Source organism: Rhizobium rhizogenes NBRC 13257 (assembly GCF_000696095.1).
Classification (GTDB): Bacteria; Pseudomonadota; Alphaproteobacteria; order Rhizobiales; family Rhizobiaceae; genus Rhizobium; species Rhizobium rhizogenes.
Map to the genome: position 1 here is coordinate 670,141 of NZ_BAYX01000001.1, position 25,566 is coordinate 695,706.

Here is a 25,566-nt window from a genome sequence, read left to right on the forward strand (position 1 = left end):
GCTTTGATATAGGACTAAAATTCAAAACCGGCCGTATTGTCCAAGGGATGTGCGGCCGGTTTTGTTTGTGCGGCTGGACAGGGCCGGGAGCGAACGATAAAAGCCACTGACTTTGATAGGACTTGCCGAAGGCATACTGAAGGGCCAAACATGAGCGGTGTGAATGAAATCCGGTCGACCTTCCTCGACTATTTTAAGAAGAACGGTCACGAGATCGTGCCGTCGAGCCCGCTCGTGCCGCGCAACGATCCGACATTGATGTTCACCAATGCCGGCATGGTGCAGTTCAAGAATGTCTTCACTGGCCTGGAGCAGCGTCCCTATACGACGGCGTCGACCGCGCAGAAATGCGTGCGCGCCGGCGGTAAGCATAACGACCTCGATAATGTCGGCTATACCGCCCGTCACCACACCTTCTTCGAAATGCTCGGCAATTTCTCCTTTGGCGACTATTTCAAGGAGCGGGCCATCGAGCTCGCCTGGAACCTGATCACCAAGGAATTCGGCCTCGACGCCAAGCGCCTGCTGGTGACGGTCTACCACACTGACGACGACGCCTTTAACCTCTGGAAGAAGATCGCCGGTCTCTCGGACGACAAGATCATCCGTATCCCCACCAGCGACAATTTCTGGGCGATGGGCGATACCGGCCCGTGCGGCCCGTGCTCTGAAATCTTCTACGACCATGGCGATCATATCTGGGGCGGACCTCCCGGCTCGCCGGAAGAGGATGGCGACCGTTTCATCGAGATCTGGAATCTCGTTTTCATGCAGTTCGAGCAGATCACCAAGCAGGAGCGGGTCGACCTGCCGCGTCCGTCGATCGACACCGGCATGGGTCTCGAGCGCGTTGCCGCCGTGTTGCAGGGCAAGCATGACAATTATGACATCGACCTGTTCCGGGCGCTGATCGAGGCTTCGGAAGAGGCAACCGGCGTCAAGGCCGAGGGCGAGCATCGCGCCAGCCATCGCGTCATCGCCGACCACCTGCGTTCCTCCGCCTTCCTGATCGCCGACGGCGTGCTGCCGTCGAACGAAGGTCGCGGTTACGTGCTTCGCCGCATCATGCGCCGCGCCATGCGCCATGCGCAGTTGCTGGGCGCCAAGGAACCGTTGATGTGGAGGCTGTTGCCGGCGCTGGTGCAGCAAATGGGCCGCGCCTATCCCGAGCTGGTGCGCGCTGAGGCGCTGACCTCCGAAACGCTGAAGCTCGAAGAGACTCGTTTCCGCAAGACGCTGGAACGCGGTCTGTCGCTGCTGAACGATGCCACTTCGACGCTGCACAAGGGTGACAGCCTCGATGGCGAAACCGCTTTCAAGCTCTATGACACCTATGGCTTCCCGCTGGACCTGACGCAGGATGCGCTGCGCGCCCGCGGCATCGGCGTCGATATTTCGAGCTTCACCGATGCGATGGAGCGGCAGAAGGCCGAGGCACGTTCGCACTGGACCGGCTCGGGCGACAAGGCGACCGAAACCATCTGGTTCGAGCTCAAGGAAAAGCACGGCGCCACCGAGTTCCTCGGTTATGATACGGAAGTTGCCGAAGGCGTCATCCAGGCGATCGTCAAGGACGGCGTTGCCGTCGACAGCGCGTCCGCCGGCGACAAAGTGCAGATCATCGTCAACCAGACGCCGTTTTATGGCGAATCCGGCGGTCAGATGGGTGATACCGGCGTGATTTCCAGCGATACCGGCAAGCTTGCGGTCAGCGATACGCAGAAGAAGGGCGAGGGCCTGTTCGTGCATATCGCCACGGTTTCGGACGGCACGATCAAGACCGGGGACGCCGTTGTTCTGACGGTCGATCACAATAGGCGTTCGCGCCTGCGCGCCAACCATTCGGCAACTCACCTGTTGCATGAAGCGCTGCGCGAGGTGCTGGGCACCCATGTGGCGCAGAAGGGCTCGCTGGTCGCGCCTGAGCGCCTGCGCTTCGACGTTTCGCATCCGAAGCCGATGTCGGCTGAGGAGCTGAAGATCGTTGAAGATATGGCCAACGAGATCGTGCTGCAGAATTCACCGGTCACGACCCGCCTGATGAGCGTCGACGATGCCATTGCCGAAGGTGCGATGGCGCTGTTCGGCGAGAAGTATGGTGATGAAGTGCGCGTCGTGTCCATGGGGCAGGGCGTGCGCGGTGCGAAGGCCGGCAAGCCTTATTCCATCGAGCTTTGCGGCGGCACGCATGCCTCCGCGACCGGTCAGATCGGCCTTATCCGCATCCTGGGCGATAGCGCAGTCGGCGCCGGCGTGCGCCGCATCGAGGCAGTCACCGGCGAATCCGCTCGTGATTACCTGGCCGAACAGGATGACCGCGTGAAGGCGCTTGCCACCGCGCTGAAGGTGCAGCCGACCGATGTCGTTTCGCGTGTCGAAGCGCTGATGGATGAGCGCCGCAAGCTGGAGCGTGAACTGGCGGACGCCAAGCGCAAGCTCGCCATGGGCGGCGGCCAGGGCGGCTCGGCCGATGCAGTCCGCGACATCAACGGCGTCAAGTTCCTCGGCAAGGCCATTTCCGGCGTTGATCCGAAGGATCTGAAGGGTCTTGCCGATGAGGGCAAGACCAGCCTCGGCTCCGGCGTCGTCGCGCTGATCGGCGTTTCCGAAGACGGCAAGGCCAGCGCGGTTGTTGCCGTCACCGACGATCTGATCGGCCGCTTCAGCGCCGTCGATCTCGTCCGCATCGCCTCTGCCGCCCTCGGCGGCAAGGGTGGTGGCGGTCGTCCCGACATGGCCCAGGCCGGTGGACCGGATGGTGCAAAGGCGGATGAGGCTGTTGAAGCGGTTGCTGTGGCACTCGCTGGCTAAGATACGGATTTAATTTCACTATTGATAAACGGCGGGGGCGAATAACTCCTGCCGTTTTGCTATGCTCGAAACTCAGCAGGATTTGTCAAATCGAGATATGGTTCCTTGGGGCCGATCGATTTGCAAGGGGGCTGACATGAACGACGAAACGGCATGGGCGCTTTATGAAACCCGTCTGCGGCGGGTTTCTGCCTATATCCATGAGCATCTGGACGAAGAGCTCGATATGGAGAGACTTGCCGAGATTGCCTGCATGTCCAGCTATCATTGGCACAGGATCTATCGGGCGATCTATGGCGAGACGGCGGCTGCCACCGTCAAACGGTTGCGGCTGCATCGCGCCGCCGGCGATCTCGTCAACACCGATCTTGCCGTCAACGACATTGCAAAGCGGTCGGGCTATCCCAACCTCCAATCGTTCAACCGTATCTTCAAATCCGTCTACGGCATGCCGCCGGCGCGATATCGGAATGAGGGAAGTCACACGATCTTCGAACCCAGCACCCAAGGAAGGATCAAGCTCATGTTCGACGTCACGCTTCGCACCATTCCCTCGCTCTCGCTGATCGGGGTTTCCCATACCGGTCCCTACATGCAGATCGGCCAGGCTTTCGAAATCCTGTTCGGTACGCTCTATGCCCGTAGCCTTGCCAGGCCCGATATGCGGATGATTGGCGTCTATCTCGATGATCCGGATGTCGTCCCGGCGGAGAAGCTGCGCTCCTATGCTTGCGTCAATGCCAGCGAGGAGGTCGCCGCCAACGCTCCGCTGGAGCGTCGGACGGTCGATGGTGGCGAATACGCCGTGCTGCGGCACAAAGGCCCCTATGCCGATATGTACAAGGCCTATCAGTGGCTCTACGCCGAATGGCTGCCCGCTTCCGGTCGTCAGCTGCGCGACGCGGTGATGTTCGAGGAATACCTCAACAATCCGCGCGACGTGCAGCCGACGGAATTATTGACCGAGATCTACATGCCGCTGCAATAGCGGCACGTAGTCTCGCTTGAGAGAATGGCTGTAGAGCTTTGTCTTTTCAGCCATTCGCCTGTTTCGGCATCGCCGCATTGTCGATTTCGTTGCCGCGGCGATAGGCATCGCGGTCGCTCACGCGGTTCCAGTAATCGATGTAGGCCGGCCGCTTTTCGATCGTGCCGAAATTGAGACCCCAGCCGACATGGGAGCCGACATAGACGTCAGCGGCCGTGAAACGGTCGCCTGCAATGTAGGGTGAAGCGGTGACCGCCTGCTCCAGCGTGTCGAAGACATTGTCCAGGCTGCCGCAGCCAGCCATGCGCAGGCGCTCGGTCGGAATTTCGAAGCCGAGGGCACGATTGGTGACGGCCATCTCCATCGGCCCGGCGGCGAAGAACATCCAGCGGAAATAGCGGCCACGTTCAGCGGCGGTGGGCGCGAGGCCCGCCTGCGGAAAGGTTTCGGCCAGATAGGCGCAGATGGCAGCACCTTCGGTAACGACGGTATCGCCGTGCTTGATCGCCGGCACCTTGCCCATGGGGTTCACTGAAAGATACTCGGCGGCCTTCATCGTCGTGCCGAAATCGAGATATTCGGTGCGATAGGGCACACCGATCTCCTCCAGCATCCAGCGGGCGATGCGTCCGCGCGACATCGGATTGGTGTAGAAAACGAGTTCCTCGGTCATGCGTTCCTCCCTTTTATTCTGCCATTCTTGTCATCCGTAGCGGGCGGCGGCAAGTTTTTCCGGCAAAAGAAAACCCGGCGCTGAGGCCGGGTTTTCATAAGCTTTGCTGTTGCCGAGGCTTAGGCAGCCATGGCCTTCTGCAGGTTCTCGTCGATCTTGTCGAGGAAGGCAGTGGTGGAGAGCCACGGCTGGTCGGGACCGATCAGCAGCGCCAGATCCTTGGTCATGTAGCCGGATTCGACGGTATCGACGCACACGGTTTCGAGGGTCGCGGCGAACTTGGCGAGTTCGGCATTGTCGTCGAGCTTGGCGCGATGTGCGAGGCCGCGGGTCCAGGCGAAGATCGAGGCGATCGAGTTCGTCGAGGTTTCCTGGCCCTTCTGGTGTTGACGGTAGTGGCGGGTAACCGTGCCGTGAGCAGCTTCGGCTTCAACCGTCTTGCCATCCGGCGTCAAGAGAACCGAGGTCATCAGGCCGAGCGAGCCGAAGCCCTGGGCGACCGTGTCGGACTGGACGTCGCCGTCGTAGTTCTTGCAGGCCCAGACGTAGCCGCCGGACCACTTGAGCGCGGAAGCGACCATGTCGTCGATCAGGCGGTGTTCGTAGGTGATGCCGACTTCGTCGAACTTCGCCTTGAATTCGCTCTGGTAGATCTCTTCGAAGATATCCTTGAAGCGGCCGTCATAGGCCTTGAGGATGGTGTTCTTGGTCGAGAGGTAGACCGGCCACTTGCGCATCAGGCCGTACATCATCGAGGCACGAGCGAATTCGCGGATCGATTCGTCGAGGTTGTACATGGCCATGGCCACGCCGGCGCCCGGAGCGTCGAAGACTTCCTTCTCGATGACCGCGCCGTCTTCGCCGACGAACTTGATGGTCAGCTTGCCCTTGCCGGGGAACTTGAAGTCGGTCGCGCGGTATTGGTCGCCGAAGGCATGACGGCCGACGACGATCGGCTTGGTCCAGCCCGGAACCAGGCGCGGTACGTTCTTGCAGATGATCGGCTCGCGGAAGATGACGCCGCCGAGAATGTTGCGGATCGTGCCGTTCGGGCTCTTCCACATCTGCTTGAGGTTGAATTCCTTGACGCGGTCTTCATCCGGCGTGATCGTCGCGCACTTGATGCCAACGCCGTGCTTCTTGATGGCGTTGGCGGCGTCGACGGTGACCTGGTCGTTGGTCGCATCGCGGTTTTCGACCGAGAGGTCGTAATAGTCGATATCGATATCGAGGTAGGGATGGATCAGTTTGTCTTTGATAAACTGCCAGATGATGCGAGTCATCTCGTCGCCATCGAGATCGGCAACGGGGTTAGCGACCTTGATCTTCTTCATGCTTCTGCCTCGTTTAAGCTGATGGGAGCGGATGTCCCCGTGAGTGATATGAAGTCTCGAGCGCTATAGCATCGCAAGTTCCGAACGCAAAGCCAAAGAGGCGCCAAAGAGGCGTTTTTGCTCATCAGATCCTCCTCATCGCGCGGTTTGCTTTTCCGGGGCGGACCATTGCCAAAGCGATGGATGCGGCTAATGTCGCGCGCATGCTTCGCTGATCATTACGGATTCTTATCATGCAGAAAATTGCCGCTGCCGCGCTTCTCGCTGTTTTTCTTCCCCTCTCGCTCAGTGCAGGCCCGGCTGCTGCGGCTGATGTGACGACGCCGGTCAAGGCAGTGATGGACGCTACCGTTTCCAACTGGGCGGGCGGCGACAGCGACTGGCAGGATATTTTCGACGAGAGCAAGCTGGATGAGCGCTACAGCAAGGATCTCATTGCGAAATACAAGGCGGCGGCGCAGTTTCCAGCCGTTGACGAAGACGGTATTTCGCCCTTCGACTATGATGTCATTGTCGGCGGTCAGGATGCGTGTCCATTACAGGATATGAATATCGCCGCGCAGGCCCCCAAGGGTGATACGACGGAGGTGGTCGCGACCTTCAAGTCGTTGGCTTGCCAGGGCTCTGACGCCAACAGTCAGGCGGTGACCACGGTACGTTTCGAGGTCATTCAGGAGGCAGGCAAGCCGGTCATCGACGACATCATCACCGTCGACGAGGGCGGTCAGTCCAATTCGCTGAAATCCGTCATGCAGGATATCGTCAAGCAGCAGCAGTCGGCGGATCAGCAGCAGAAACAGCCGGATCAGAAATAGTCTCCGTTTCGGACTGAGCGGCCCGAGGCTCAAAAGTCTTGCCGATTGCCGCCTGTCTCGTTATTGCGACCATGATTTGCGCGATAAGGTGCGCGCGTAGGGAAAGGCGTCATGGCAGGCACGAATAGCGAGCGTCAACTTCTGGCCGAAGGGCCGGCCGTCATTCTGGTCGAGCCGCAGATGGGCGAGAATATCGGTATGGTGGCGCGCGCCATGGCGAATTTCGGCCTCGCCGAGCTTCGCCTCGTCAACCCGCGCGACGGCTGGCCGAACGAACGGGCGCAGGCGACCGCCTCCAAGGCCGATCACATCATCGAAGCGACCAAGGTCTACGACACGCTGGAGCAGGCGGTCGCCGATCTCAATTTCGTCTATGCGACGACGGCGCGCGAGCGTGACGGCTTCAAGCCGGTGCGGTCGCCGGTGGTTGCTGCCGAGACGCTTCGGGCGAGATTCAAGGCAGGCGAGGGTACCGGCATCCTTTTCGGTCGCGAACGCTGGGGGCTGACGAACGAGGAAGTTGCGCTGGCCGACGAGATCGTGACCTTTCCCGTCAATCCCGCTTTTGCCTCGCTGAACATCGCTCAGGCCGTGCTGCTGATGTCCTATGAATGGATGAAGACCGGCATGGAAGATGTCGCCGCCGTGCCGTTCCAGGCGACGGAGCAGCGGCCCTCGACCAAGGAGCAGCTCTTCGGTCTGTTCGATCAGCTAGAAGAGGCGTTGGATGCGCGCAACTATTTCCATCCTGCCGGGAAAAAGCCCAAAATGATCGACAATCTGCGCGCAGTCCTCTCGCGCCGGGCGTTTACCGAACAGGAAATCAGCGTCTTGCGCGGCGTGATCTCGTCCCTCGACCGCTTCACGCGAAAATCTCCGCGCGGCAGCGGCTCACATCCCAGATCCTCCGCTGCACCGAAGGAACCCACAAGCGATGACAGCAACGGCGAATGAGCTGAAACCGGTCCTGATGTTCGATTCGGGCATTGGTGGCCTGACGGTGCTGCGCGAGGCGAGGGTGTTGATGCCGGAGCGCGGTTTCATCTATGTCGCCGACGATGCCGGTTTCCCCTATGGCGACTGGGAAGAGCAGGCGCTGCGCGAGCGCATCGTTGGTCTCTTCGCCAAGCTTTTGGCGGACTACGATCCGGAAATCTGCATCATCGCCTGCAATACCGCCTTCACGCTTGTCGGCGCCGATTTGCGCGCCGCTTTCCCGCAAATGACCTTCGTCGGCACGGTGCCGGCCATCAAGCCGGCGGCGGAGCGGACACGATCCGGTCTGGTCTCGGTCCTGGCGACGCCAGGCACCGTCAAGCGCGCCTATACCCGCGATCTCATCCAGTCCTTCGCGACGCAATGCCATGTCCGGCTCGTCGGCTCGGAAAATCTGGCACGCATAGCGGAGGCCTATATTCGCGGCGGCACAGTTTCCGACGATGCGGTGCTCGCCGAAGTCGGCCAGTGCTTTGTCGAGATGGATGGCCGCAAGACCGATATCGTCGTGCTTGCCTGCACGCATTATCCCTTCATGGCCAATATCTTCCGCAGGCTTGCGCCCTGGCCGGTCGATTGGCTCGATCCTGCCGAGGCGATCGCGCGCCGCGCCCGCAGTCTGGTGCCGCAGGTGGCCGATGCCGTTCATCCCGACACTTATGATTTCGCCGTCTTCACCTCCGGCACGCCGGATTTTCCGACACGACGGCTGATGCAGGGCTTTGGGTTGAGGGCATAACGATATGGCTGGCACGATTTCATTGCGGAAACTCGATCTCGTTGACATGCCGGCTGCGGCTGGGGTCCATCGAGCCGCCTTCGACGACCGGCTTCCAACGCTGTCGGGGCTTCACACGTCGGAAGAGGATGTCGGCTTCTGGAGCGCGGTCGTCTTCAAGGATTGCCAGATATGGGGCGCGGAAGAGGGTGGTCGCCTCGTCGGCGTCATCGCCTTTCTCGAGGATTGGATCGATCAGCTCTACGTCCTGCCCGAGGCGCAGGGTCGCGGTATCGGCACCAGATTGCTGGAGGTCGCGAAAGCCGCCTATCCGTCGCTTTCGCTCTGGACTTTTCAGCGAAATGTCGCAGCACGCCGTTTTTACGAGAAACACGGCTTCTTGGTTGTTGACGAGTCGGACGGGGCGGGCAATGAGGAGAAGGAGCCTGACGTGCTCTATAAGTGGGAAGCACGACTGCATCGCTTATAGAGCAGTGTGAGGGTGGTATTGGGAGGACGATATTTGATGCCTTTTGAAAAGCATTGCGGTTTCACCGTCGAGGCAAATCATGCGCCTCACTGACTGCTATAATTTCCATGATTTCCGAGCCTTGGCGAAAAGCCGTCTTCCAGGTCCGATCTTCAACTACATCGATGGCGCTGCCGACGACGAAGTGACGCTTCGCCGGAACACGACAAGCTTCGAAAACTGCGATCTGGTTCCCAATGTCCTGCGTGGCGTCAGCAGCGTGGATATGTCCGTCACGGTGATGGGGCAGAAACTGGCAACGCCGTTCTACTGCTCGCCGACGGCCTTGCAGCGGCTCTTCCACCATCAGGGCGAAAACGCGGTTGCGGCCGCGGCGTCTTCCATGGGCACCATGTTCGGCGTCTCCTCGCTCGGCACGGTCAGCCTTGAAGAGGTACGCAAGAAGCATCAGGGGCCGCAGGTCTACCAATTCTACTTTCATAAGGATCGTGGGCTTAACCGCGCCATGATGCAGCGGGCGAAGGATGCCGGCGTCAATGTGATGATGTTGACTGTCGACAGCATCACCGGGGGGAACCGCGAGCGCGACCTGCGCACCGGTTTCTCCATTCCCTTCAAGCTCAACCTTGCTGGCCTGGCGCAATTCGCCATGAAGCCAGCATGGGGCTTGAACTATGTCACCCACGAGAAGTTCCGTCTGCCGCAGCTCGACGAGCATGTGGACATGAGCGGCGGGGCGATGTCGATCGGCAAATATTTCACCGAAATGCTCGATCCGTCGATGAATTGGGATGATGTTGCCGAAATGGTACGGCATTGGGGTGGGCAATTCTGCCTCAAGGGCGTGATGTCCGTGGAGGATGCCAAGCGCGCCGTTGAAATCGGATGCACCGGCATCGTGCTCTCCAACCATGGCGGGCGGCAGCTGGACGGCTCGCGCTCAGCCTTCGATCAACTGGCCGAAATCGTCGATGCGGTTGGCGACCGGATCGACGTGATGATGGATGGCGGCATTCAGCGCGGGACGCATGTGCTGAAGGCACTGTCGCTCGGCGCCAAAGCTGTCGGCGTCGGACGGTTCTATCTCTATCCGCTGGCGGCTGCAGGCCAGCCGGGTGTCGAACGGGCACTTGGCATGCTGCGCACCGAGATCGAGCGCGGCATGAAGCTCATGGGCTGCACGACGGTCGATCAGCTATCACGCGCCAACCTGCGTTTCCGGTAGAGGGGCGACCGGATTGCATTCCCCTGTGGGTTTCTGAAATCCGTTCGCGAAAGCCGCAGAAATCTTTGATAGACGGAAGCGCCCCGTTTCTGAAAGATGGGCGCTTCCACATCTGAGTCTTGTCAAAAGGGGTATTGCATTGCAGGTCGGCATCGACATGGGAACGGCGTCCGGCGGGACCAGCGCCCAACTCGATATCGAGGAACTGCTGGCAACCCGTCTGCTCGTACAGGGCAATTCCGGCTCTGGAAAATCGCATCTGCTGCGGCGTCTGCTGGAGCAATCCGCGCAGTGGGTGCAGCAGGTCATCATCGATCCCGAGGGCGATTTCGTCACGCTGGCCGACAAGTTCGGCCATGTGGTGGTCGATGGCGAGCGCACCGAGGCTGAGCTTGCCGGTATCGCCAACCGTATCCGTCAGCATCGTGTTTCCTGCGTCCTGACGCTGGAGGGGCTTGATATCGAGCAGCAGATGCGCGCCGCCGCCGCCTTCCTCAACGGCATGTTCGATGCCGAGCGCGAATATTGGTATCCGGTGCTTGTTGTTGTCGACGAAGCGCAGATGTTCGCGCCGTCGGTTGGTGGCGATGTCTCGGAAGACGCGCGCAAGATGTCGCTCGGCGCTATGACCAACTTGATGTGCCGCGGCCGTAAGCGTGGTCTCGCGGGCGTTATTGCCACGCAGCGCCTGGCGAAGCTTGCCAAGAACGTAGCTGCCGAAGCCTCGAACTTCCTGATGGGCCGCACCTTTCTCGATATCGACATGGCGCGTGCCGCCGATCTGCTCGGCATGGATCGCCGGCAAGCGGAAATGTTCCGCGACCTGAAGCGCGGCAATTTCGTCGCGCTCGGTCCGGCCTTGTCGCGCCGGCCGCTGGCGATCACCATCGGTAACGTCGAAACCTCGGCGCGTTCCTCCAGCCCCAAGCTGATGCCGCTGCCGGATGCGCCGCAGGATGTCGAGGATCTGATCTTCACGCCGGACCCGGAGGAATTTTCGAGGCCGGTCGTTCGCCGCACCACGCCCGCGCCGCGTCCGACGACGGATATTCTGGCCGAACTTTCCCGTTCCACGCCTGCCGCCAGCGCGGCGCCTGCCGAACCGAGGGTGAGCCAGCCGGAATTGTCGACGGAAGATCGCGAGGCGCGGGTAGGTGCCGTGCTTTCTGAAATTCTCGACGATCCAGCCTCGGGTTTTCGAACGGATTCAGTGCTCTATCAGGAATTCCTCGTACGGCTGCGTATGCGCCGGGTGCCGGGCGTGCCGATGACCCTGTCGGAATTCCGACGCCGTGTGGCGATCGTGCGCTCCGGTGCCGACGAGGCCACCATGGCGACCGAGGCCTGGGGCACGGCCATTTCGCTCTCCTCTGGCGTTACAGACGATCTGCAAGGTGTGTTCCTGATGCTCGCCAAGGCGGCCATCTGCGGCGAGCCCTGTCCTTCCGACGCACGCATCGCACGGGCCTACGGCACCCATTCCGCCCGCCGTGCCCGACGGCTGCTCAGCTATTTTGAGGAGCAGGGCAGTGTTGTTGTTCACACGGATTTCTCAGGGAAACGCATCGTCGCCTTCCCGGATATCGGCAGCCAGACCGCGCCGGGCGATGCCAATGCGCCTGATATCAATGGTGGCGATCAGGCGGCCGCTGAATAGGCATGTTATTGCCGTTCCCGCTGTTGACAATTTCATGACGACCCCTTACAGACCGCCCCAACGCCGGGCAGAAATGTCCGGTGTTTCACTGACATGTCCCGTGGCTCCTCCGTTCGCTAACGTGAGGAACCTGTCAGAGCTCGAAAACGGAGTTCAGAGGAGGGCGTGTTTCCTTCGCGGTTTGGCAACAAGCCGCTAAAACACTTTGAAAGGAAATGCGATGAGCAAGCGCGAATCGTCCAAGTATAAAATTGACCGCCGTATGGGCGAAAATATCTGGGGTCGTCCGAAGTCCCCGGTTAACCGTCGCGAATACGGCCCGGGCCAGCACGGCCAGCGCCGCAAGGGCAAGCTTTCGGACTTCGGTGTGCAGCTGCGCGCCAAGCAGAAGCTGAAGGGCTACTATGGCGATCTGCGCGAGAAGCAGTTCCGCGCCACCTTCGACGAAGCCAACCGCCGCAAGGGCGACACTTCGGAAAACCTGATCGGCCTGCTCGAATCGCGCCTCGACGCGATCGTCTACCGCGCCAAGTTCGTTCCGACCGTCTTCGCAGCCCGTCAGTTCGTCAACCATGGCCACGTCACGGTTAACGGCGTTCGCGTCAACATCGGTTCCTACCGCTGCAAGGCTGGCGACGTTATCGAAGTTCGCGAAAAGTCGAAGCAGCTCGTGATCGTTCTGGAATCGGTTTCGCTCGCAGAGCGTGACGTTCCGGACTACATCGAGGTTGACCACAACAAGATGGTTGCGACCTTCGCTCGCGTTCCGACCCTCGCTGACGTACCGTACGCAGTCGTCATGGAACCGCAGCTGGTCGTCGAATTCTATTCGCGTTAATCAGCGGATATCTTTCTTACGAATGGAAAAGCCGCTCCTTCCGGGCGGCTTTTTTCTTTCTGGAGATCATCATGGCGGATTTGCAGGCAGTTCTCGACAGCATCCATGCTGAGCTTTCGCCACGTCTCGGCGAGGGCAAAGTTGCGGACTATATTCCCGAGCTTGCCAAGGTCGATCCGAACCAGTTCGGCATGGCGATCGCAACGGTGGATGGTAATATCCATAGCGTCGGCCATGCCGATGTGCCTTTCTCCATCCAGAGCATTTCCAAGGTTTTCATGCTGACGCTGGCGCTCGGCAAGGTGGGTGAGAGCCTGTGGAACAGGGTGGGCCGCGAGCCCTCCGGCACCGCGTTCAACTCCATCGTCCAGCTTGAGCGCGAAGAGGGGATTCCGCGCAATCCCTTCGTCAACGCCGGCGCGATCGCTGTCAGCGACGTCGTATTGTCGGGCCACGCGCCACGCGAGGCGATCGGCGAGCTTTTGCGCTTTGTGCGCTATGTCGCCGATGACGAGTCGATCACCATCGATGATAAGGTGGCGCGCTCCGAGACGCAGACCGGATTCCGTAATTTCGCGCTCGCCAATTTCATGCGCGCCTACGGGAATATCGACCATCCCGTCGAACATGTGCTCGGCGTCTATTTCCATCAATGTGCCGTGTCGATGAGCTGCCAGCAGCTCGCCAAGGCTGGGCTTTATCTCGCGGCGCGCGGCACCAATCCGATCACCGGCCATTCCGTCGTTTCGCCGAAACGGGCGCGGCGTATCAATGCGCTGATGCTGACCTGCGGCCACTATGACGGTTCCGGGGATTTCGCCTATCACGTCGGCTTGCCCGGCAAGAGCGGCGTTGGCGGTGGTATCTTGGCGGTGGCGCCGGGTATCGGCTCCATCGCGGTCTGGTCGCCGGGGCTGAATAAGGTCGGCAATTCGCAACTCGGCGCGGTGGCGCTGGAGATGCTTGCCGCGCGGACCGGATGGTCGGTCTTCGGCGATTGATGCCGTGTCTTTGACTGCGCTTTCTGCTATCAGCGTCGCAAGGCCTGAGGGATGATAAGATGAATATCGCAACAACAGTGGCGGACGAGCTTGATATAGACGCGGAAGAAGGCGGCAATGCTGCCCATCCGCTGTTCGCCGATGCACCGCGTTCGGTCTCCTTCAACAAGCTGCGCAAGCGCCTGCTGCGTCAGGTGCGCCAGGCGCTGGACGATTTCCAGATGCTGAAGGGCCAGAAGCGCTGGCTGGTCGGTGTGTCCGGCGGCAAGGATTCCTATGGGCTGCTGTCGATCCTGCTCGATCTCAAATGGCGCGGCTTGCTGCCGGTGGAGCTGATCGCCTGCAATCTCGATCAGGGCCAGCCGAATTTCCCGAAGCATGTCCTGCCCGAATATCTGACAAAGATCGGCGTCGAACACCGCATTGAATATCGCGACACCTATTCCATCGTGAAGGAAAAGGTGCCGGCGGGTGCGACCTATTGCTCGCTCTGTTCGCGCTTGCGTCGCGGCAACCTCTATCGCATCGCCCGCGAAGAAGGGTGTGACGCGCTGGTACTTGGCCATCACCGCGAGGACATTCTCGAGACTTTCTTCATGAATTTCTTCCACGGCGGCCGATTGGCCTCGATGCCGGCGAAGCTCCTCAATGATGAGGGCGACCTGATGGTATTGCGCCCGCTCGCCTACGCCGCCGAGGACGATCTTGCCAAATTCGCCGCCGCCATGCAGTTTCCGGTCATTCCCTGCGATCTCTGTGGCTCGCAGGACGGCCTGCAGCGCAATGCGATGAAAGACATGCTTGGTGATATCGAGCGTCGCATGCCCGGCCGCAAGGATACGATGCTGCGGGCTCTGGCGCATGTGAACCCGTCGCATCTGCTCGATCCGAAGCTTTTCGATTTTGCGGCGCTGATGGCGCAAAAGCCCTAAGTCGTCGCCTGCACTCGATTTAATTGGTTTTGCCACAAGGCTGTCATCGAATCGGGCATAAGGGGAGCCATCCTCTTTCTGCAGAGATCATCGATGACCCTCTCCGATCCAGACTTCGACTATCTGATGGCGACCGTGGCCGAGGCTGCGGCGCTTGAAATTCTGCCGCGCTTCCGCAATCTTGGAGCAGGCGATATTTCCGAAAAAACCTCCGCCGTCGATCTGGTAACGGAAGCCGATCTGTTGACGGAGAAGCGCATCACGGCGGCACTGAAAGCACGCTTTCCCGGTGCGCTCGTGGTCGGGGAGGAAGCCTACGAGGCGGACAGATCCGTCGTGCCGGCATTGGCCCATGCGGATCTTGCCTTTGTCATCGATCCCGTCGACGGCACCTTCAATTTCGCCTCCGGCCTGCCGGTCTTCGGAACGATCCTCGCCGTCGTCGCCAAGGGCGAGACGATCGCCGGGATCATCCATGATTCTGTGCTCGGCGATACCGTTACCACTGTGAAAGGTGCCGGCACCTATTTGCGGCGGCGTAACGGGCAGGCAAGCCGGCTTGCAGTCGCCCCGGTCGTTCCATTGAGCGATATGACCGGCCTGATCTCCTGGGGCCATATGGACGAGCCGGACCGGTCCCGCATCAGCGCCAATATGGCGAAGATACGCATGGGGTTTGCGTTGAACTGCTCGGCCTATGAATATTGGATGGTTGCCTCCGGCAGGATCCATTTCATCGGCCATTCGAAACTGATGCCCTGGGATCATCTGGCCGGCGTGCTCGCGCACCAGGAAGCCGGTGGCTTCACGGCGAAATTTGACGGCACGCCCTACCGGCCCGGCGAGACGACGGGTGGCATTATTTCGGCTCCGGATGAGGAAAGCTGGCGGATCATCCGCCGCGAGATCGTCGGCGCCTGACAGGAAAGGACTGCACCATGACATCACATGTTGACGTGACGACCCTTGCCGATCTGCTGCGCCAGGCGGCAAAGGCGGAAATCCTGCCGCGCTTCCGTAGGCTCGGCAGCAACGATATCCGCGCCAAGAGCGAGGCGACCGATCTGGTGACGGAAGCGGATGAACAGGCCGAGCGGATGATTAAGGTCGAGGTGGAGCGGTTGTGGCCCGAGGCGCTGTTTATCGGCGAGGAATCGGTCGCCGCCGATCCGGCGCTGCTGGACAAGCTGCAGGCTGCGGATCTGGCCATCATCGTCGATCCGGTCGACGGCACATTCAATTTCGCCGCCGGCATTCCAGCATTCGGCGTTATGGCGTCGGTGGTTTCGAAAGGCGAGACCGTAGCGGGCATCATCTTCGACCCGATGGGCGATGATTGGGTGCTGGCGGAAAAGGGCAGCGGTGCCTGGCTGCGCCGGCCGGATGGCGAGGCGCAGCGCCTCTCCGTAGCAAAGCCAGTTGCCCTGGAGGAGATGGTCGGCATGGCCTCCACCGGTTATCTGCCGCCGGGCAAACGTGCCGAAATCCTGGGCAACCTCGCCAAGGTGCGGTTTATCACCAACTATCGCTGTGCGGCCCATGAATACCGCACCTTTGCCGGCGGGCATGTCCACTATCTCATGTACAATAAGCTCATGCCCTGGGATCACCTCGCTGGCGCGCTGATCTCCGAGGAAGCGGGCGCCTATGTCAGGCGCTTCGACGGTTCGCCCTATCTCCCGCATCATCTTGATGGCGGGTTGTTGGTTGCTGTGGACAAGCCGTCATGGGACCTGCTGCGGCAAGAGGTCTTCACCGTCTGAGATGGTGCCTCTTGGAAAGTCGTGGGCGCAGCGTTATCTTCACCCGCGACAGGCAACCGTCTTCTGGCGGAGTTTGCCGCTGGGATGAGGCCGATGTCCGAGACGAGCCGCAAGCTGACCACTATCTTCTGTGCCGACGTGCAGGATTATTCCCGCATGATGCGAAACGACGAGGAAGGCACGCTCGCAACGCTCAAACGATATCGCGATGCGATGGCGCGCCTCATCGAAGCGCATGGTGGTCGTGTCGTCAACACTTGGGGGGATGGGGTATTCGCCGAATTCCCCAGTGTCGTCGAGGCATTGCGCGCGGCGGTTGATGTCCAGAATGAACTCGCTGGCTACAATGCGAAAAGCGATCCGGATACGCAGATGCTGTTTCGCATCGGGCTCAATCTCGGCGACGTGATTGCCGAAGGCAACGATCTTTATGGTGATGGCGTCAACATTGCCGCCCGCCTTCAGGCCTGCGCGGCGGCTGGCGGCATCGTGATTTCCAACACGGTCTATGATCAGGTTCGCAACAAGGTTGCTGTCGGCTTCGATTTTCTTGGCCAGCTGGAGGTCAAGAACATCGACGGCGGCGTGGCGAGCTATGCTGTGCGGATCGGCGCGCCGCAGGCGGCCAGTGCCTCGCCGGACCCTCGCAGCATTCGTGAAGAGGTTCGGGCTCCAGCGGCGGCGAACGCCGGACCTGCTGCGGGATTCGCCCAGGTTTACGGTACGCTGGCGGTGGCTGCGATTGCCGTGCTGGCGGTCAACGCATTCACCTGGCATGGCGATTTTTGGGCAAGATGGCCCTTGCTCGGTCTTGCCTTCGCCGCAGGCCTACGATGGGCACGAACGAACAGGCAGATAGATTCTCAGCTTGCCACTTTCGCCGTGATCGGTGTCGGTCTCATCGGCATCAACCTTCTGTCCTGGCATGGAACGCCGTGGGCAATATGGCCACTGCTGGGCTTGGCCATCGTTGCCGCTATGCGCTGGGTCAGGCGTCCGCGTGGCGACATTTGATTAGCTGCCGCACCGGAGATCCCTGATCAGACGTGACCCATGCCGGGCTCCAGCTTCGGGCTGTCGCCGGGATGGGTGAACAGCTTGCCTCTTTCCGCCCAAAGCGTCGCAAGGATCGATAGCGCACCGAAAATGGTGAAGCCGGCGATTAACGGCTGGGGCGTGCCGTTGAACATTTGACCGACAATGCCGCCAAGAATCACGCCGCCGGTGGTGGAGACCGAGCTGGTTATGGAGGCAGCGGTTCCCGCCAAGTGTCCCATCGGCTCGAGGCTGATGGCCATGATATTGGTGGTGATGACCGCAAACATCATCAGCATCACCGAGATCAGAACATAGGTGAACACGAAACTCGGCATGCCGGCCATTCCGACGACATAGCCGAAGGCTCCAAGCAATGTGAAGATGATCATGGCGGCATGGGAGATGCGCCGCATACCGAAGCTGCGAACGAAATAGCCATTGGCGAACTGCGCGACCGCTGTGCCCGCCGCTGTCGCTGCGAAGGCGATCGGAAACCACTCGCCGAGGCCATAGACCTCGCCGAACACCTGCTGAACCGAGACGATATAGGCGCAGATAACGGCGGTATAGAGCGTCAGGCCGATCATGTAGCCGCAGGTGATGCGGTTGGTCAGCACCGTCTTGAAGCCGGATATGACCGAACTGACGGAGAGTGGCAGTCGCTCATCGTCCGGCAGCGTCTCCTTCATCCGGAAGAATGCGATAAGAAGGAGAATGGCGCTGGTGATGCCGAGCGCGATAAAGATCCATTGCCAGTTCGAATAGGCGACGATCAACTGACCGACGGCAGGCGCGACCATCGGCATGATCATGAAAACGATGGTGACGTAGGACATGACCTGCGCCATTTCGCGGCCGCCGAAGCAATCGCGCACGATCGCCAGCGTGGTGATCCGCACGGCTGCGGCGCCAACGCCCTGGGTGAAGCGCAGCACCAGTAGCATGGTCAGGCTACCGCTCCAGGCGGCGGCAAACAACGCGACCGTATAGAAAGCGAGGCCGCCGAGCAGAATATTGCGCCGGCCATAGGCGTCGGCCAGGCTGCCGAAAAATAGCTGGCAGATGCCGAAGCCGAGAAAATAGACGGCAATGACCATCTGTGTGTCGTTGGGATTGGCGACTGCCAGCGACTGGCCGATATTCGGCAGGGCCGGCAGCATGCTGTCGATGCCGAGTGAAATGCTCGCCGTCATCAGTGCGATGATGATGACGAATTCGACGATGCCGAGGCCGATACGTGCGGAGCCGGTGGGCTCCGCTGATTTTGCTTGGGGCGAGATCATGTAAAAATGCCTGTCAATGAAGGGCGAGGGATTGATCGGCCGGCGGTGGCGCATTGTGTGGCTGGAAGAGGCGTCCCTTCTCGGCAATCAGCACGAAGACGATGCCGATCAGTGAAACGGTGAAGTAGCCGACGACCATTGGCGTTGCCGTGCCGTTGAAATACTGGCCAATGCCGGCACCAATCGATGCGCCGCCGACCGTGCTCATGAAACCGAGTACGGAGGAGGCGGTGCCTGCGACATGGCCGAGCGGCTCCATCGCCAGCGAATTGAAATTCGAGCCGATCAGGCCGAACTGGAACATCGCCAGCGCGAAAAAGACCATGAACAGTGGGAAGGGCATCGGCGCGGGGCCGTAAAGCTGCACTATCAACCAGATGAAGGTGACGAGGCAGAAGCCGAAGAGTGCCCCATGCGACAGCCGCCGCATGCCGAAGCGGCCGACGAGCTGCGAATTGATGAAGGACGACAGGGCCATGAACACCGCCACGCCGCCAAAGGCGACGGGTGTGTAGACGCCCAGTCCATAAATGCCGCTATAGATCTGCTGTGCCGAATTGATGAAGCCGAACAGCGCGCCGAACAGGAAGGTGCTGGCGAGCGTATAGCACAGCGCGACACGGTTCGTGAGAACCATGCGGAAGCCAGCAGCGACGGACTTTACGGTCAGGGGCCGGACATTCTCTGGCTTCAGTGTTTCCGGCAGGCGGAAATACATCCAGATGCCAACGAGGGTCGCCATGGTGGCGATGAAGACGAAGATCATGTGCCAGGTGCTCACCAGCATGATGATCTGGCCGCTTCCCGGCGCAATGACTGGAACGATCATGAAGACCATCATGATCAGCGACATGACCTCGGCCATCTGGCGGCCGCCGAAGATGTCGCGGACAATGGAAATGGTGATGACGCGCGTTGCCGCCGAGCCCAGGCCCTGGATGAAGCGGAGGGCAAGCAGGCCGGCAAAGGACGGGATGAGTGCGATGCCGAAAGCGGAGACGATGAAGACGATAAGGCCGATCAACAGCGGCAGGCGGCGGCCGAATCGGTCCGACAAGGGGCCATAGAAAAGCTGCGCCGAACCGAAACCGATCAGATAGGCGGTCACCACATATTGACGGTGGTTCTCGTTTTCGACGCCGAGTGAGGAGCCGATCTGCTGAAGGGCGGGAAGCATGATGTCGATCGCCAGCGAGTTGATCGCCATCAGAAAAGCCGCAAGCGCTATAAACTCGCGTTTGCCCATGGGCAATTGCCAATGGGACATGGCTGGGGATGGGTTCGTCACGGTTTTATTCCCATAAACATATCAAGGCGCTACCCGGCGGCAGCGCCTTATCAATCGAATTGGACTATGGAAACCGGACGAGAGTGCCCGGTGACCGGTCAGGCGGCGCCGCGAACGCTGATGCCGTGTTCCTGAAGATGCTGCTGCAACTCGCCCGCCTGGAACATTTCGCGCACGATGTCACAGCCGCCGATGAACTCGCCCTTCACGTAGAGCTGAGGAATCGTGGGCCAATTGGAATAGTCCTTGATGCCCTGGCGAATTTCCGCGTCAGCCAGAACGTTGACACTCTTATAGTCCACGCCGATGTAGTCGAGGATCTGGACCACCTGGCCCGAGAAACCACATTGCGGGAACTGTGGGGTGCCCTTCATGAAGAGAACGACATCGTTGGTCTTCACTTCATTTTCGATGAATTCGTTGATGCCGCTCATATTCCAGTCCTTTCACATGCGGGGTCAAGGTCCGCAGCTCCAAATCTTTTCCTTAAATAGCAAGGAGAAGGTTCGATTTCCAGCCGCAATAACGTGCCCGAATGTTTTTCATCGCATGAATGGGCTTTCGCGCAACATTGGTCCCGAATGATGGCGCCGCGTTGGAATTATCACCTTTTTTTGAACAGTGCGTTTTGAAATCGCTTCTTCAACTCGGAAACCGAACAACACATATAGAAAGAAGCAAGGGACGCTTAATATTACGCTGCTGGGTTTTTTAGATTCGGTGGCGAGAGAGTTTTTGAGGCGCGTCTGTAGGGGCGTGCATGACGGGTACCTGTCCCCTTGCGAGCATTGCATTTTAGGGAGTGGGTATCATGAGCCATCATCACTATTCTGACGGCCAGGTCGGCGAGGAACGCGATTTTTACGGTTCCAGCGAGACGAGCGACGGCGAGCGGGAATATTATGAGCATGTCCGAACCCCCAAGGCATCGATACTGAATAGTGCTGTCACGGTCAGCGCCATCGTTCTTATGCTCAGTATTGCCTTTGGTTACCGTGCGACGACCACGACAGCGGCGCCGCAGGTTCAGCCGCAGCCCCAGGCGATCCATAGGATCATGACCGCGCCGCCGGCCGATCCCTGCGCCGATTACTCGCCCTATTCAGGCCGGGAGTGCTGACGTAGCTGACGTAGAGGCTTCCTTAATCATGCCGTGAGAACTTCTTCGCCAGTTTTCATCGCGGTCTGCCATGAAAAAGCCGGCTGGTCATGATGTTGGCGGTCTCTGATATTGATGCGATGCCGTCCGTGCGCCCGGGGAACCAAGTACATTATGCGTAACGTTGAAAAGAGGGTGGTCCTTCACTTCCCTGGCTTTGAGCCTTTGGATGCGTCCTTGCATAGGGCGCGTTATGAGCGTTCGGCGAAGCAAAGTGCCGCCGCGTGGGATTTTTCGGTGGCCGTCGATTCGTTGCAAAACTTCGGCAGGGCGCCGTATTTCGATGTGAATTCCAAGGGCGCGGATTGGCAGACCCATAGCCGCGTCCATATCCTCGATCACAATGATCTGGTCGCAAAGCTCAATGGCAGGCCGTTTTTCACGCGACTGCGGCATGGCTATCTCGCAGCCGGGAGGGTTGTGGCCTCCGGTGGCATGACAGGCTATTTCCGGCACGCTTGGCGCTTCGGTCTCTTTTTTATCTTCCCGTTCCTGTTGATGCTGGTCGGGCTGCTCTTCAGCCTGTCCATCGCCGTTCTGCCCTCTCTCCTCGGGCTTCCGTCCTGGAGCCATATCGGCAGCATCGCGCTGGCGGTGGCCTTCTTCATCTACGTCTTCCTGCCCCAGGCCGAGCGGCTGCACACGCTGCATCTCTTCGCCGACTGGGAGATGGCTGTCGCCATGGCGGGGCTGAACGGCATTGGCGCCGAGCAATGGATCGAAGCCTGTGCTATCAGCGCGCGTCAGGCGCTTGATGAGCCGGCGGATGAGTATGTCATTTCCTCGCACAGCATGGGATCGAGTGTTGCCGCGCATGTGATCGGGCTGTTGCTCGAACGGGAGCCGGCGCTGTTTGAGGGCAAACGCATCGTGTTCACGACACTTGGCAGCGCCATCCTGCAATGTGCATTGATGCGGCCGGCCGTGACGCTGCGTTCGCGAGTAGGCCTATTGGCCCGTTGTCAGGAGATCTTCTGGCTCGACGTTCACTGTCTGACGGATGCGATCCATTTCTACAAAGCCAAAGTCGCCGCGGTCTGCGGACATGCTGATGCGCCGCAGGCCACGATCCAGTTCATTCGCTTCAAGAAGATGCTGTCGTCGAAGCACTATGCCAAGATCAAGCGCGATTTCCTGCGCGTACACAGGCAATATGTGCTCGGACCGGATGTCCGAGCTCCCTTCGATTTCACGCTCCTGACGGCCGGGCCGTTGCCGGCATCCAGTTTTGCTGCATTCACGCAGACGGATATGCCGGAGCTGGCTTTCGGCCCCGGCAGTGACAGCGTCCGGATTTCCTCAGTCGGGCGCTGAGGTCTGCAGCGCGAGGGCGTGCAGCACGCCGCCCATATTGCCCTTCAATGCGTCATAGACCATCTGGTGCTGCTGCACGCGACTCTTGCCACGGAAGGCTTCGGCCACGACTTCGGCGGCATAATGATCGCCATCCCCGGCCAGGTCGCGAATCGTCACCTTGGCACCGGGAATGCCGGCCTTGATCATGTCTTCGATATCGCCGGGATTCATTGGCATCAGTGATTTACCTCATTCTATTCGGCAGCAGCGAGCGCGCTGCCATCCATGAAGGCAGGAAACCACGATTCATGCGCCTGACGCAACTGCTGAACGGAAACGGAAAGCAGGCCGTCAATGGCAAGCGCGTCACCCTCGACTGTGCCGAGACGACGGAAAGGCACACCGGCGCTTTCGGCGTTGATGCAGACGAAATCGGCGACATCGGCGGGCACGGCAATGACATAGCGCGCCTGATCCTCACCGAAGAGCAGGGCATGCGACAGGCCCTTGCACTCTCCAAGATCGATGTTCAGGCCCTTGCCCGAGGCCATGGCCATTTCGGCGAGTGCCAGCCCGAGACCGCCCGACGAAATGTCGTGGCAGGCGGTGACCTGGCCATTGCGGATGGCGGAGCGGACGAAATCGCCGTTGCGGCGTTCGGCGAAGAGATCGACCTCCGGGGCCGGACCGTCCGTCGAGCCGAGGATATCGCGCAAATAGATGGAAGAGCCGAGATGGCTGCCATCGACGCCGATCATAATAATGCGATCGCCTTCGGAGGCAGAACCAATACGTGCCATCGCCTGCCAATCCGGCAAGAGGCCAACACCGGCGATCGTCGGGGTCGGCAGGATCCCGACGCCGTTGGTTTCGTTATAGAGCGAGACATTGCCCGAGACGATCGGGAAGTCGAGTGCGCGGCAGGCTTCGCCGATGCCTTTGATGGCGCCGACGAGCTGACCCATGATCTCGGGCTTTTCCGGGTTGCCGAAATTCAGATTGTCAGTCGCGGCCAGCGGCTCAGCACCTGTCGCGGTGATATTGCGCCAGCATTCGGCAACGGCCTGCTTACCGCCTTCGAACGGATCGGCCTCGACATAGCGCGGCGTGACGTCGGAGGAGAAGGCAAGCGCCTTGGTCGGATGACCTTCGACGCGGACAACGCCGGCGTCGCCGCCCGGAAGCTGCAGGGAGTTGCCCTGGATTAGTGTATCGTATTGTTCGTAGACCCAGCGACGGCTGGACTGGTTGGCCGAGCCGACCAGCGACAGCAGTGTCTGGCCGTAATCTTCGGGTGCTGCGACGAGATTGGCGGGCAGGGCGGCGCGCTTGTCGGCTTCGCGCCAGGGACGGTCATATTCCGGAGCCTGGTCGCCAAGATCCTTGATCGGCAGATTGGCGACTTCCTCGCCCTGATGGATGACGCGGAAGCGCAGGTCGTCGGTGGTCTTGCCGACGATGGCGAAATCCAGGCCCCACTTGACGAAGATCGCCTTGGCGACGGCTTCCTTTTCCGGCTGCAGCACCATGAGCATGCGCTCCTGGCTTTCCGACAGCATCATTTCATAGGCCGTCATCTGCTCTTCGCGCACTGGCACCTTGTCGAGATCGAGCTCGATGCCGAGGTCGCCCTTGGCGCCCATTTCGACGGCGGAGCAGGTGAGGCCGGCGGCACCCATGTCCTGGATAGCAATGACGGCGCCGGTCTGCATCAGTTCAAGGCAGGCTTCCAGCAGGCACTTTTCGGTGAAGGGGTCGCCGACCTGAACGGTCGGGCGCTTTTCCTCGATCGATTCGTCGAATTCCGCCGATGCCATCGTCGCGCCGCCGACACCGTCACGGCCGGTCTTGGCGCCGAGATAGACGACCGGCAGGCCGACGCCCTTGGCTTCAGACAGGAAGATGGCGTTTGATTTCGCAAGGCCGGCCGCAAAGGCGTTGACGAGGATATTGCCGTTATAGCGCGCGTCGAACTCAACTTCGCCACCGACTGTCGGTACGCCGAAGGAATTGCCGTAACCGCCAACGCCGGCGACGACGCCGGAAACGAGGTGGCGGGTCTTCGGATGATCCGGTTCGCCGAAGCGCAGGGCGTTCATCGCCGCGATCGGGCGGGCGCCCATGGTGAAGACGTCGCGCAGGATGCCGCCGACGCCGGTCGCCGCACCCTGATAGGGCTCGATATAAGACGGATGGTTGTGGCTCTCCATCTTAAAGACAACGCAATCGCCGTCATCGATGTCGACCACGCCTGCATTTTCGCCCGGTCCCTGAATGACGCGCGGTCCCTTGGTCGGCAAAGTGCGCAGCCACTTCTTCGAGGATTTATAAGAGCAGTGCTCGTTCCACATGGCCGAGAAGATGCCGAGCTCTGTAAAGGAGGGCTCGCGGCCGATCAGATCCAGAATGCGCTGATATTCGTCCGGCTTCAGGCCGTGGGCGGCAATCAGTTCCGGGGTGATCTGGATCGTATTCGAAAGGGTCATGGGCGCTCGAAGGTCCTTGCCTGTAAAGGGTTTGAAGGCCGGTCAGGGGATCGGGGTCTCTTTAGCGCATGTGAACCTGTCGCGCGACAGGAAAATGACCGCGATTCACAATAGGTAAATCGCGGGCGTGATCATTTGTGGCCGCTTGGCGGCGATCAGAACTTGTAGCCGACCAAGACGCCCACCCGCGTCATCCCGCCATTCGGACCATCGCAGAGATCGGCATGCGAGGAATGGGCAATTTGCGCCATCATGTTCCAATGGCTGTCGAAGTTATATCCAAGGCCTGCATATTCATGAAAGAGCAGGCGGCAGCCGAGCATCGGGCCGTGCTCGGTCCAGTCATCGAGGTTGCCGGTATGGATCGTGCCGCCGAGACCGACTTCGGTGAAGATGCCGTTGCTATGCGTGAGCGTCCAGGACAGACCGCCATAAACTTGCGTTGCCGAACCGGCTGTGCCGACGGAGGTTCCGAGATGGATACGCGGATGGGTCAGTTGATCCTTCCAATCCGCGGTCGGATTGTACCCCAACGGATTGAATAGCACCTGGACATCCGGGAAGACGCCCTTTTCATGGTCGTATCCGCTTTGGATAGACCCGCTCGCTCCGAAGCGCAGTTCATCAAATATCTTGTTGTCCGCGGCAGCCGCGGTTTCAGTAGCAGCGAAAATCGAGGCATTCATAATAAAAATTGCTGCGAGGCCGCTCTTGGTGAAGAGGCGACCGGAAATAGAAGCCGTAACCATGCACTCCCCCCAAATATGGCGAGCGA

At 60.1% G+C, this 25,566-nt stretch carries 24 protein-coding genes; 16 read left to right on the forward strand and 8 right to left on the reverse strand.

What is annotated here, in order from left to right:
* The first annotated feature begins 150 nt into the window (after positions 1-150).
* Together alaS and RRH01S_RS03220 are read left to right on the forward strand one after the other, a co-directional pair.
* A complete protein-coding gene (gene alaS / locus RRH01S_RS03215) occupies positions 151-2,811 on the forward strand; it encodes an alanine--tRNA ligase (protein ID WP_012651592.1) in 2,661 nt (886 codons plus the stop codon).
* A gap of 136 nt (positions 2,812-2,947) precedes the next feature.
* Positions 2,948-3,799, forward strand: coding sequence for an AraC family transcriptional regulator (locus RRH01S_RS03220; protein WP_042469919.1), 852 nt, complete (start codon positions 2,948-2,950; stop codon positions 3,797-3,799).
* A gap of 46 nt (positions 3,800-3,845) precedes the next feature.
* Here RRH01S_RS03220 and RRH01S_RS03225 read toward each other — a convergent pair whose 3' ends face one another.
* Positions 3,846-4,472, reverse strand: coding sequence for a glutathione S-transferase family protein (locus RRH01S_RS03225; protein ID WP_012651590.1), 627 nt, complete (start codon positions 4,470-4,472; stop codon positions 3,846-3,848).
* Between the two features lie 119 nt (positions 4,473-4,591).
* Positions 4,592-5,806 carry an NADP-dependent isocitrate dehydrogenase gene (locus tag RRH01S_RS03230; protein WP_007696360.1) on the reverse strand — a complete coding sequence of 405 codons (1,215 nt, stop codon included), beginning with the start codon at positions 5,804-5,806 and terminating at the stop codon, positions 4,592-4,594.
* Between the two features lie 233 nt (positions 5,807-6,039).
* Between RRH01S_RS03230 and RRH01S_RS03235 the strand changes: the two genes are divergently transcribed.
* The 12 genes from RRH01S_RS03235 (at position 6,040) to RRH01S_RS03290 (ending at position 17,255) form a co-directional block, all read left to right on the forward strand.
* Positions 6,040-6,621 (forward strand): hypothetical protein, encoded by a 582-nt coding sequence (locus RRH01S_RS03235; RefSeq protein ID WP_037218522.1) that lies wholly within the window; start codon positions 6,040-6,042, stop codon positions 6,619-6,621.
* A 111-nt stretch (positions 6,622-6,732) separates the two neighbouring features.
* A complete protein-coding gene (locus RRH01S_RS03240; protein WP_012651587.1) occupies positions 6,733-7,575 on the forward strand; it encodes an RNA methyltransferase in 843 nt (280 codons plus the stop codon).
* Positions 7,556-8,356 (forward strand): glutamate racemase, encoded by an 801-nt coding sequence (murI, locus tag RRH01S_RS03245; protein ID WP_007696355.1) that lies wholly within the window; start codon positions 7,556-7,558, stop codon positions 8,354-8,356. Before RRH01S_RS03240 ends, murI begins: the two co-directional genes overlap by 20 nt.
* A 4-nt stretch (positions 8,357-8,360) precedes the next feature.
* On the forward strand, positions 8,361-8,825 hold the full coding sequence (locus RRH01S_RS03250; RefSeq protein WP_012651586.1) for a GNAT family N-acetyltransferase: 465 nt from the start codon (positions 8,361-8,363) through the stop codon (positions 8,823-8,825).
* Between the two features lie 79 nt (positions 8,826-8,904).
* The gene (locus tag RRH01S_RS03255; RefSeq protein ID WP_007696351.1) at positions 8,905-10,050 is read left to right on the forward strand and encodes an alpha-hydroxy acid oxidase; all 1,146 of its coding nucleotides are present in this window, start codon (positions 8,905-8,907) and stop codon (positions 10,048-10,050) included.
* A gap of 139 nt (positions 10,051-10,189) precedes the next feature.
* The gene (locus RRH01S_RS03260) at positions 10,190-11,707 is read left to right on the forward strand and encodes a helicase HerA domain-containing protein (RefSeq protein ID WP_041722571.1); all 1,518 of its coding nucleotides are present in this window, start codon (positions 10,190-10,192) and stop codon (positions 11,705-11,707) included.
* Between the two features lie 220 nt (positions 11,708-11,927).
* Entirely contained in the window at positions 11,928-12,545 is a 618-nt protein-coding gene (gene rpsD, locus RRH01S_RS03265) for a 30S ribosomal protein S4 (protein ID WP_007696347.1), read from the forward strand.
* A 71-nt stretch (positions 12,546-12,616) separates the two neighbouring features.
* Positions 12,617-13,546 carry a glutaminase gene (locus tag RRH01S_RS03270; protein WP_007696344.1) on the forward strand — a complete coding sequence of 310 codons (930 nt, stop codon included), beginning with the start codon at positions 12,617-12,619 and terminating at the stop codon, positions 13,544-13,546.
* Between the two features lie 59 nt (positions 13,547-13,605).
* Complete coding sequence (gene ttcA / locus RRH01S_RS03275; protein WP_042469924.1) at positions 13,606-14,478, forward strand: tRNA 2-thiocytidine(32) synthetase TtcA; 873 nt, start codon at positions 13,606-13,608, stop codon at positions 14,476-14,478.
* Between the two features lie 93 nt (positions 14,479-14,571).
* Complete coding sequence (locus RRH01S_RS03280) at positions 14,572-15,399, forward strand: inositol monophosphatase family protein (RefSeq protein WP_042469926.1); 828 nt, start codon at positions 14,572-14,574, stop codon at positions 15,397-15,399.
* A 17-nt stretch (positions 15,400-15,416) separates the two neighbouring features.
* The gene (locus tag RRH01S_RS03285; RefSeq protein WP_042469928.1) at positions 15,417-16,241 is read left to right on the forward strand and encodes an inositol monophosphatase family protein; all 825 of its coding nucleotides are present in this window, start codon (positions 15,417-15,419) and stop codon (positions 16,239-16,241) included.
* A gap of 93 nt (positions 16,242-16,334) precedes the next feature.
* Positions 16,335-17,255 carry an adenylate/guanylate cyclase domain-containing protein gene (locus RRH01S_RS03290; protein WP_042469930.1) on the forward strand — a complete coding sequence of 307 codons (921 nt, stop codon included), beginning with the start codon at positions 16,335-16,337 and terminating at the stop codon, positions 17,253-17,255.
* A gap of 26 nt (positions 17,256-17,281) precedes the next feature.
* On the opposite strand, the gene RRH01S_RS03295 is transcribed toward RRH01S_RS03290, so the two are convergent.
* The 3 genes from RRH01S_RS03295 to grxD form a co-directional block, all read right to left on the reverse strand.
* Positions 17,282-18,562 carry a multidrug effflux MFS transporter gene (locus tag RRH01S_RS03295; protein WP_042470029.1) on the reverse strand — a complete coding sequence of 427 codons (1,281 nt, stop codon included), beginning with the start codon at positions 18,560-18,562 and terminating at the stop codon, positions 17,282-17,284.
* 13 nt (positions 18,563-18,575) lie between these two features.
* Positions 18,576-19,808 (reverse strand): multidrug effflux MFS transporter, encoded by a 1,233-nt coding sequence (locus RRH01S_RS03300; protein ID WP_012651579.1) that lies wholly within the window; start codon positions 19,806-19,808, stop codon positions 18,576-18,578.
* A gap of 140 nt (positions 19,809-19,948) precedes the next feature.
* Positions 19,949-20,284, reverse strand: a complete 336-nt coding sequence (gene grxD, locus RRH01S_RS03305; protein WP_007696329.1) for a Grx4 family monothiol glutaredoxin — start codon at positions 20,282-20,284, stop codon at positions 19,949-19,951.
* A 377-nt stretch (positions 20,285-20,661) separates the two neighbouring features.
* On the opposite strand from grxD, the gene RRH01S_RS03310 reads away from it, so the two are divergent.
* Both RRH01S_RS03310 and RRH01S_RS03315 read left to right on the forward strand, forming a co-directional pair.
* On the forward strand, positions 20,662-20,970 hold the full coding sequence (locus RRH01S_RS03310) for a hypothetical protein (RefSeq protein ID WP_007696326.1): 309 nt from the start codon (positions 20,662-20,664) through the stop codon (positions 20,968-20,970).
* A gap of 153 nt (positions 20,971-21,123) precedes the next feature.
* Entirely contained in the window at positions 21,124-22,323 is a 1,200-nt protein-coding gene (locus RRH01S_RS03315; protein WP_042469931.1) for a membrane protein, read from the forward strand.
* Here the strand turns inward: RRH01S_RS03315 and RRH01S_RS03320 are convergent.
* The 3 genes from RRH01S_RS03320 to RRH01S_RS03330 all read right to left on the reverse strand — a co-directional run bounded on the left by RRH01S_RS03320 (position 22,309) and on the right by RRH01S_RS03330 (position 25,540).
* Positions 22,309-22,542 (reverse strand): BolA family protein, encoded by a 234-nt coding sequence (locus RRH01S_RS03320; RefSeq protein WP_004108912.1) that lies wholly within the window; start codon positions 22,540-22,542, stop codon positions 22,309-22,311. The two genes, RRH01S_RS03315 and RRH01S_RS03320, sit on opposite strands and share 15 nt — an antisense overlap.
* Before the next feature lie 17 nt (positions 22,543-22,559).
* Positions 22,560-24,791: a phosphoribosylformylglycinamidine synthase subunit PurL gene (purL, locus tag RRH01S_RS03325; RefSeq protein ID WP_012651575.1), complete on the reverse strand. Its 2,232-nt coding sequence runs from the start codon at positions 24,789-24,791 to the stop codon at positions 22,560-22,562.
* A 155-nt stretch (positions 24,792-24,946) separates the two neighbouring features.
* On the reverse strand, positions 24,947-25,540 hold the full coding sequence (locus RRH01S_RS03330) for an acyloxyacyl hydrolase (RefSeq protein ID WP_042469936.1): 594 nt from the start codon (positions 25,538-25,540) through the stop codon (positions 24,947-24,949).
* Positions 25,541-25,566: the final 26 nt, after the last annotated feature.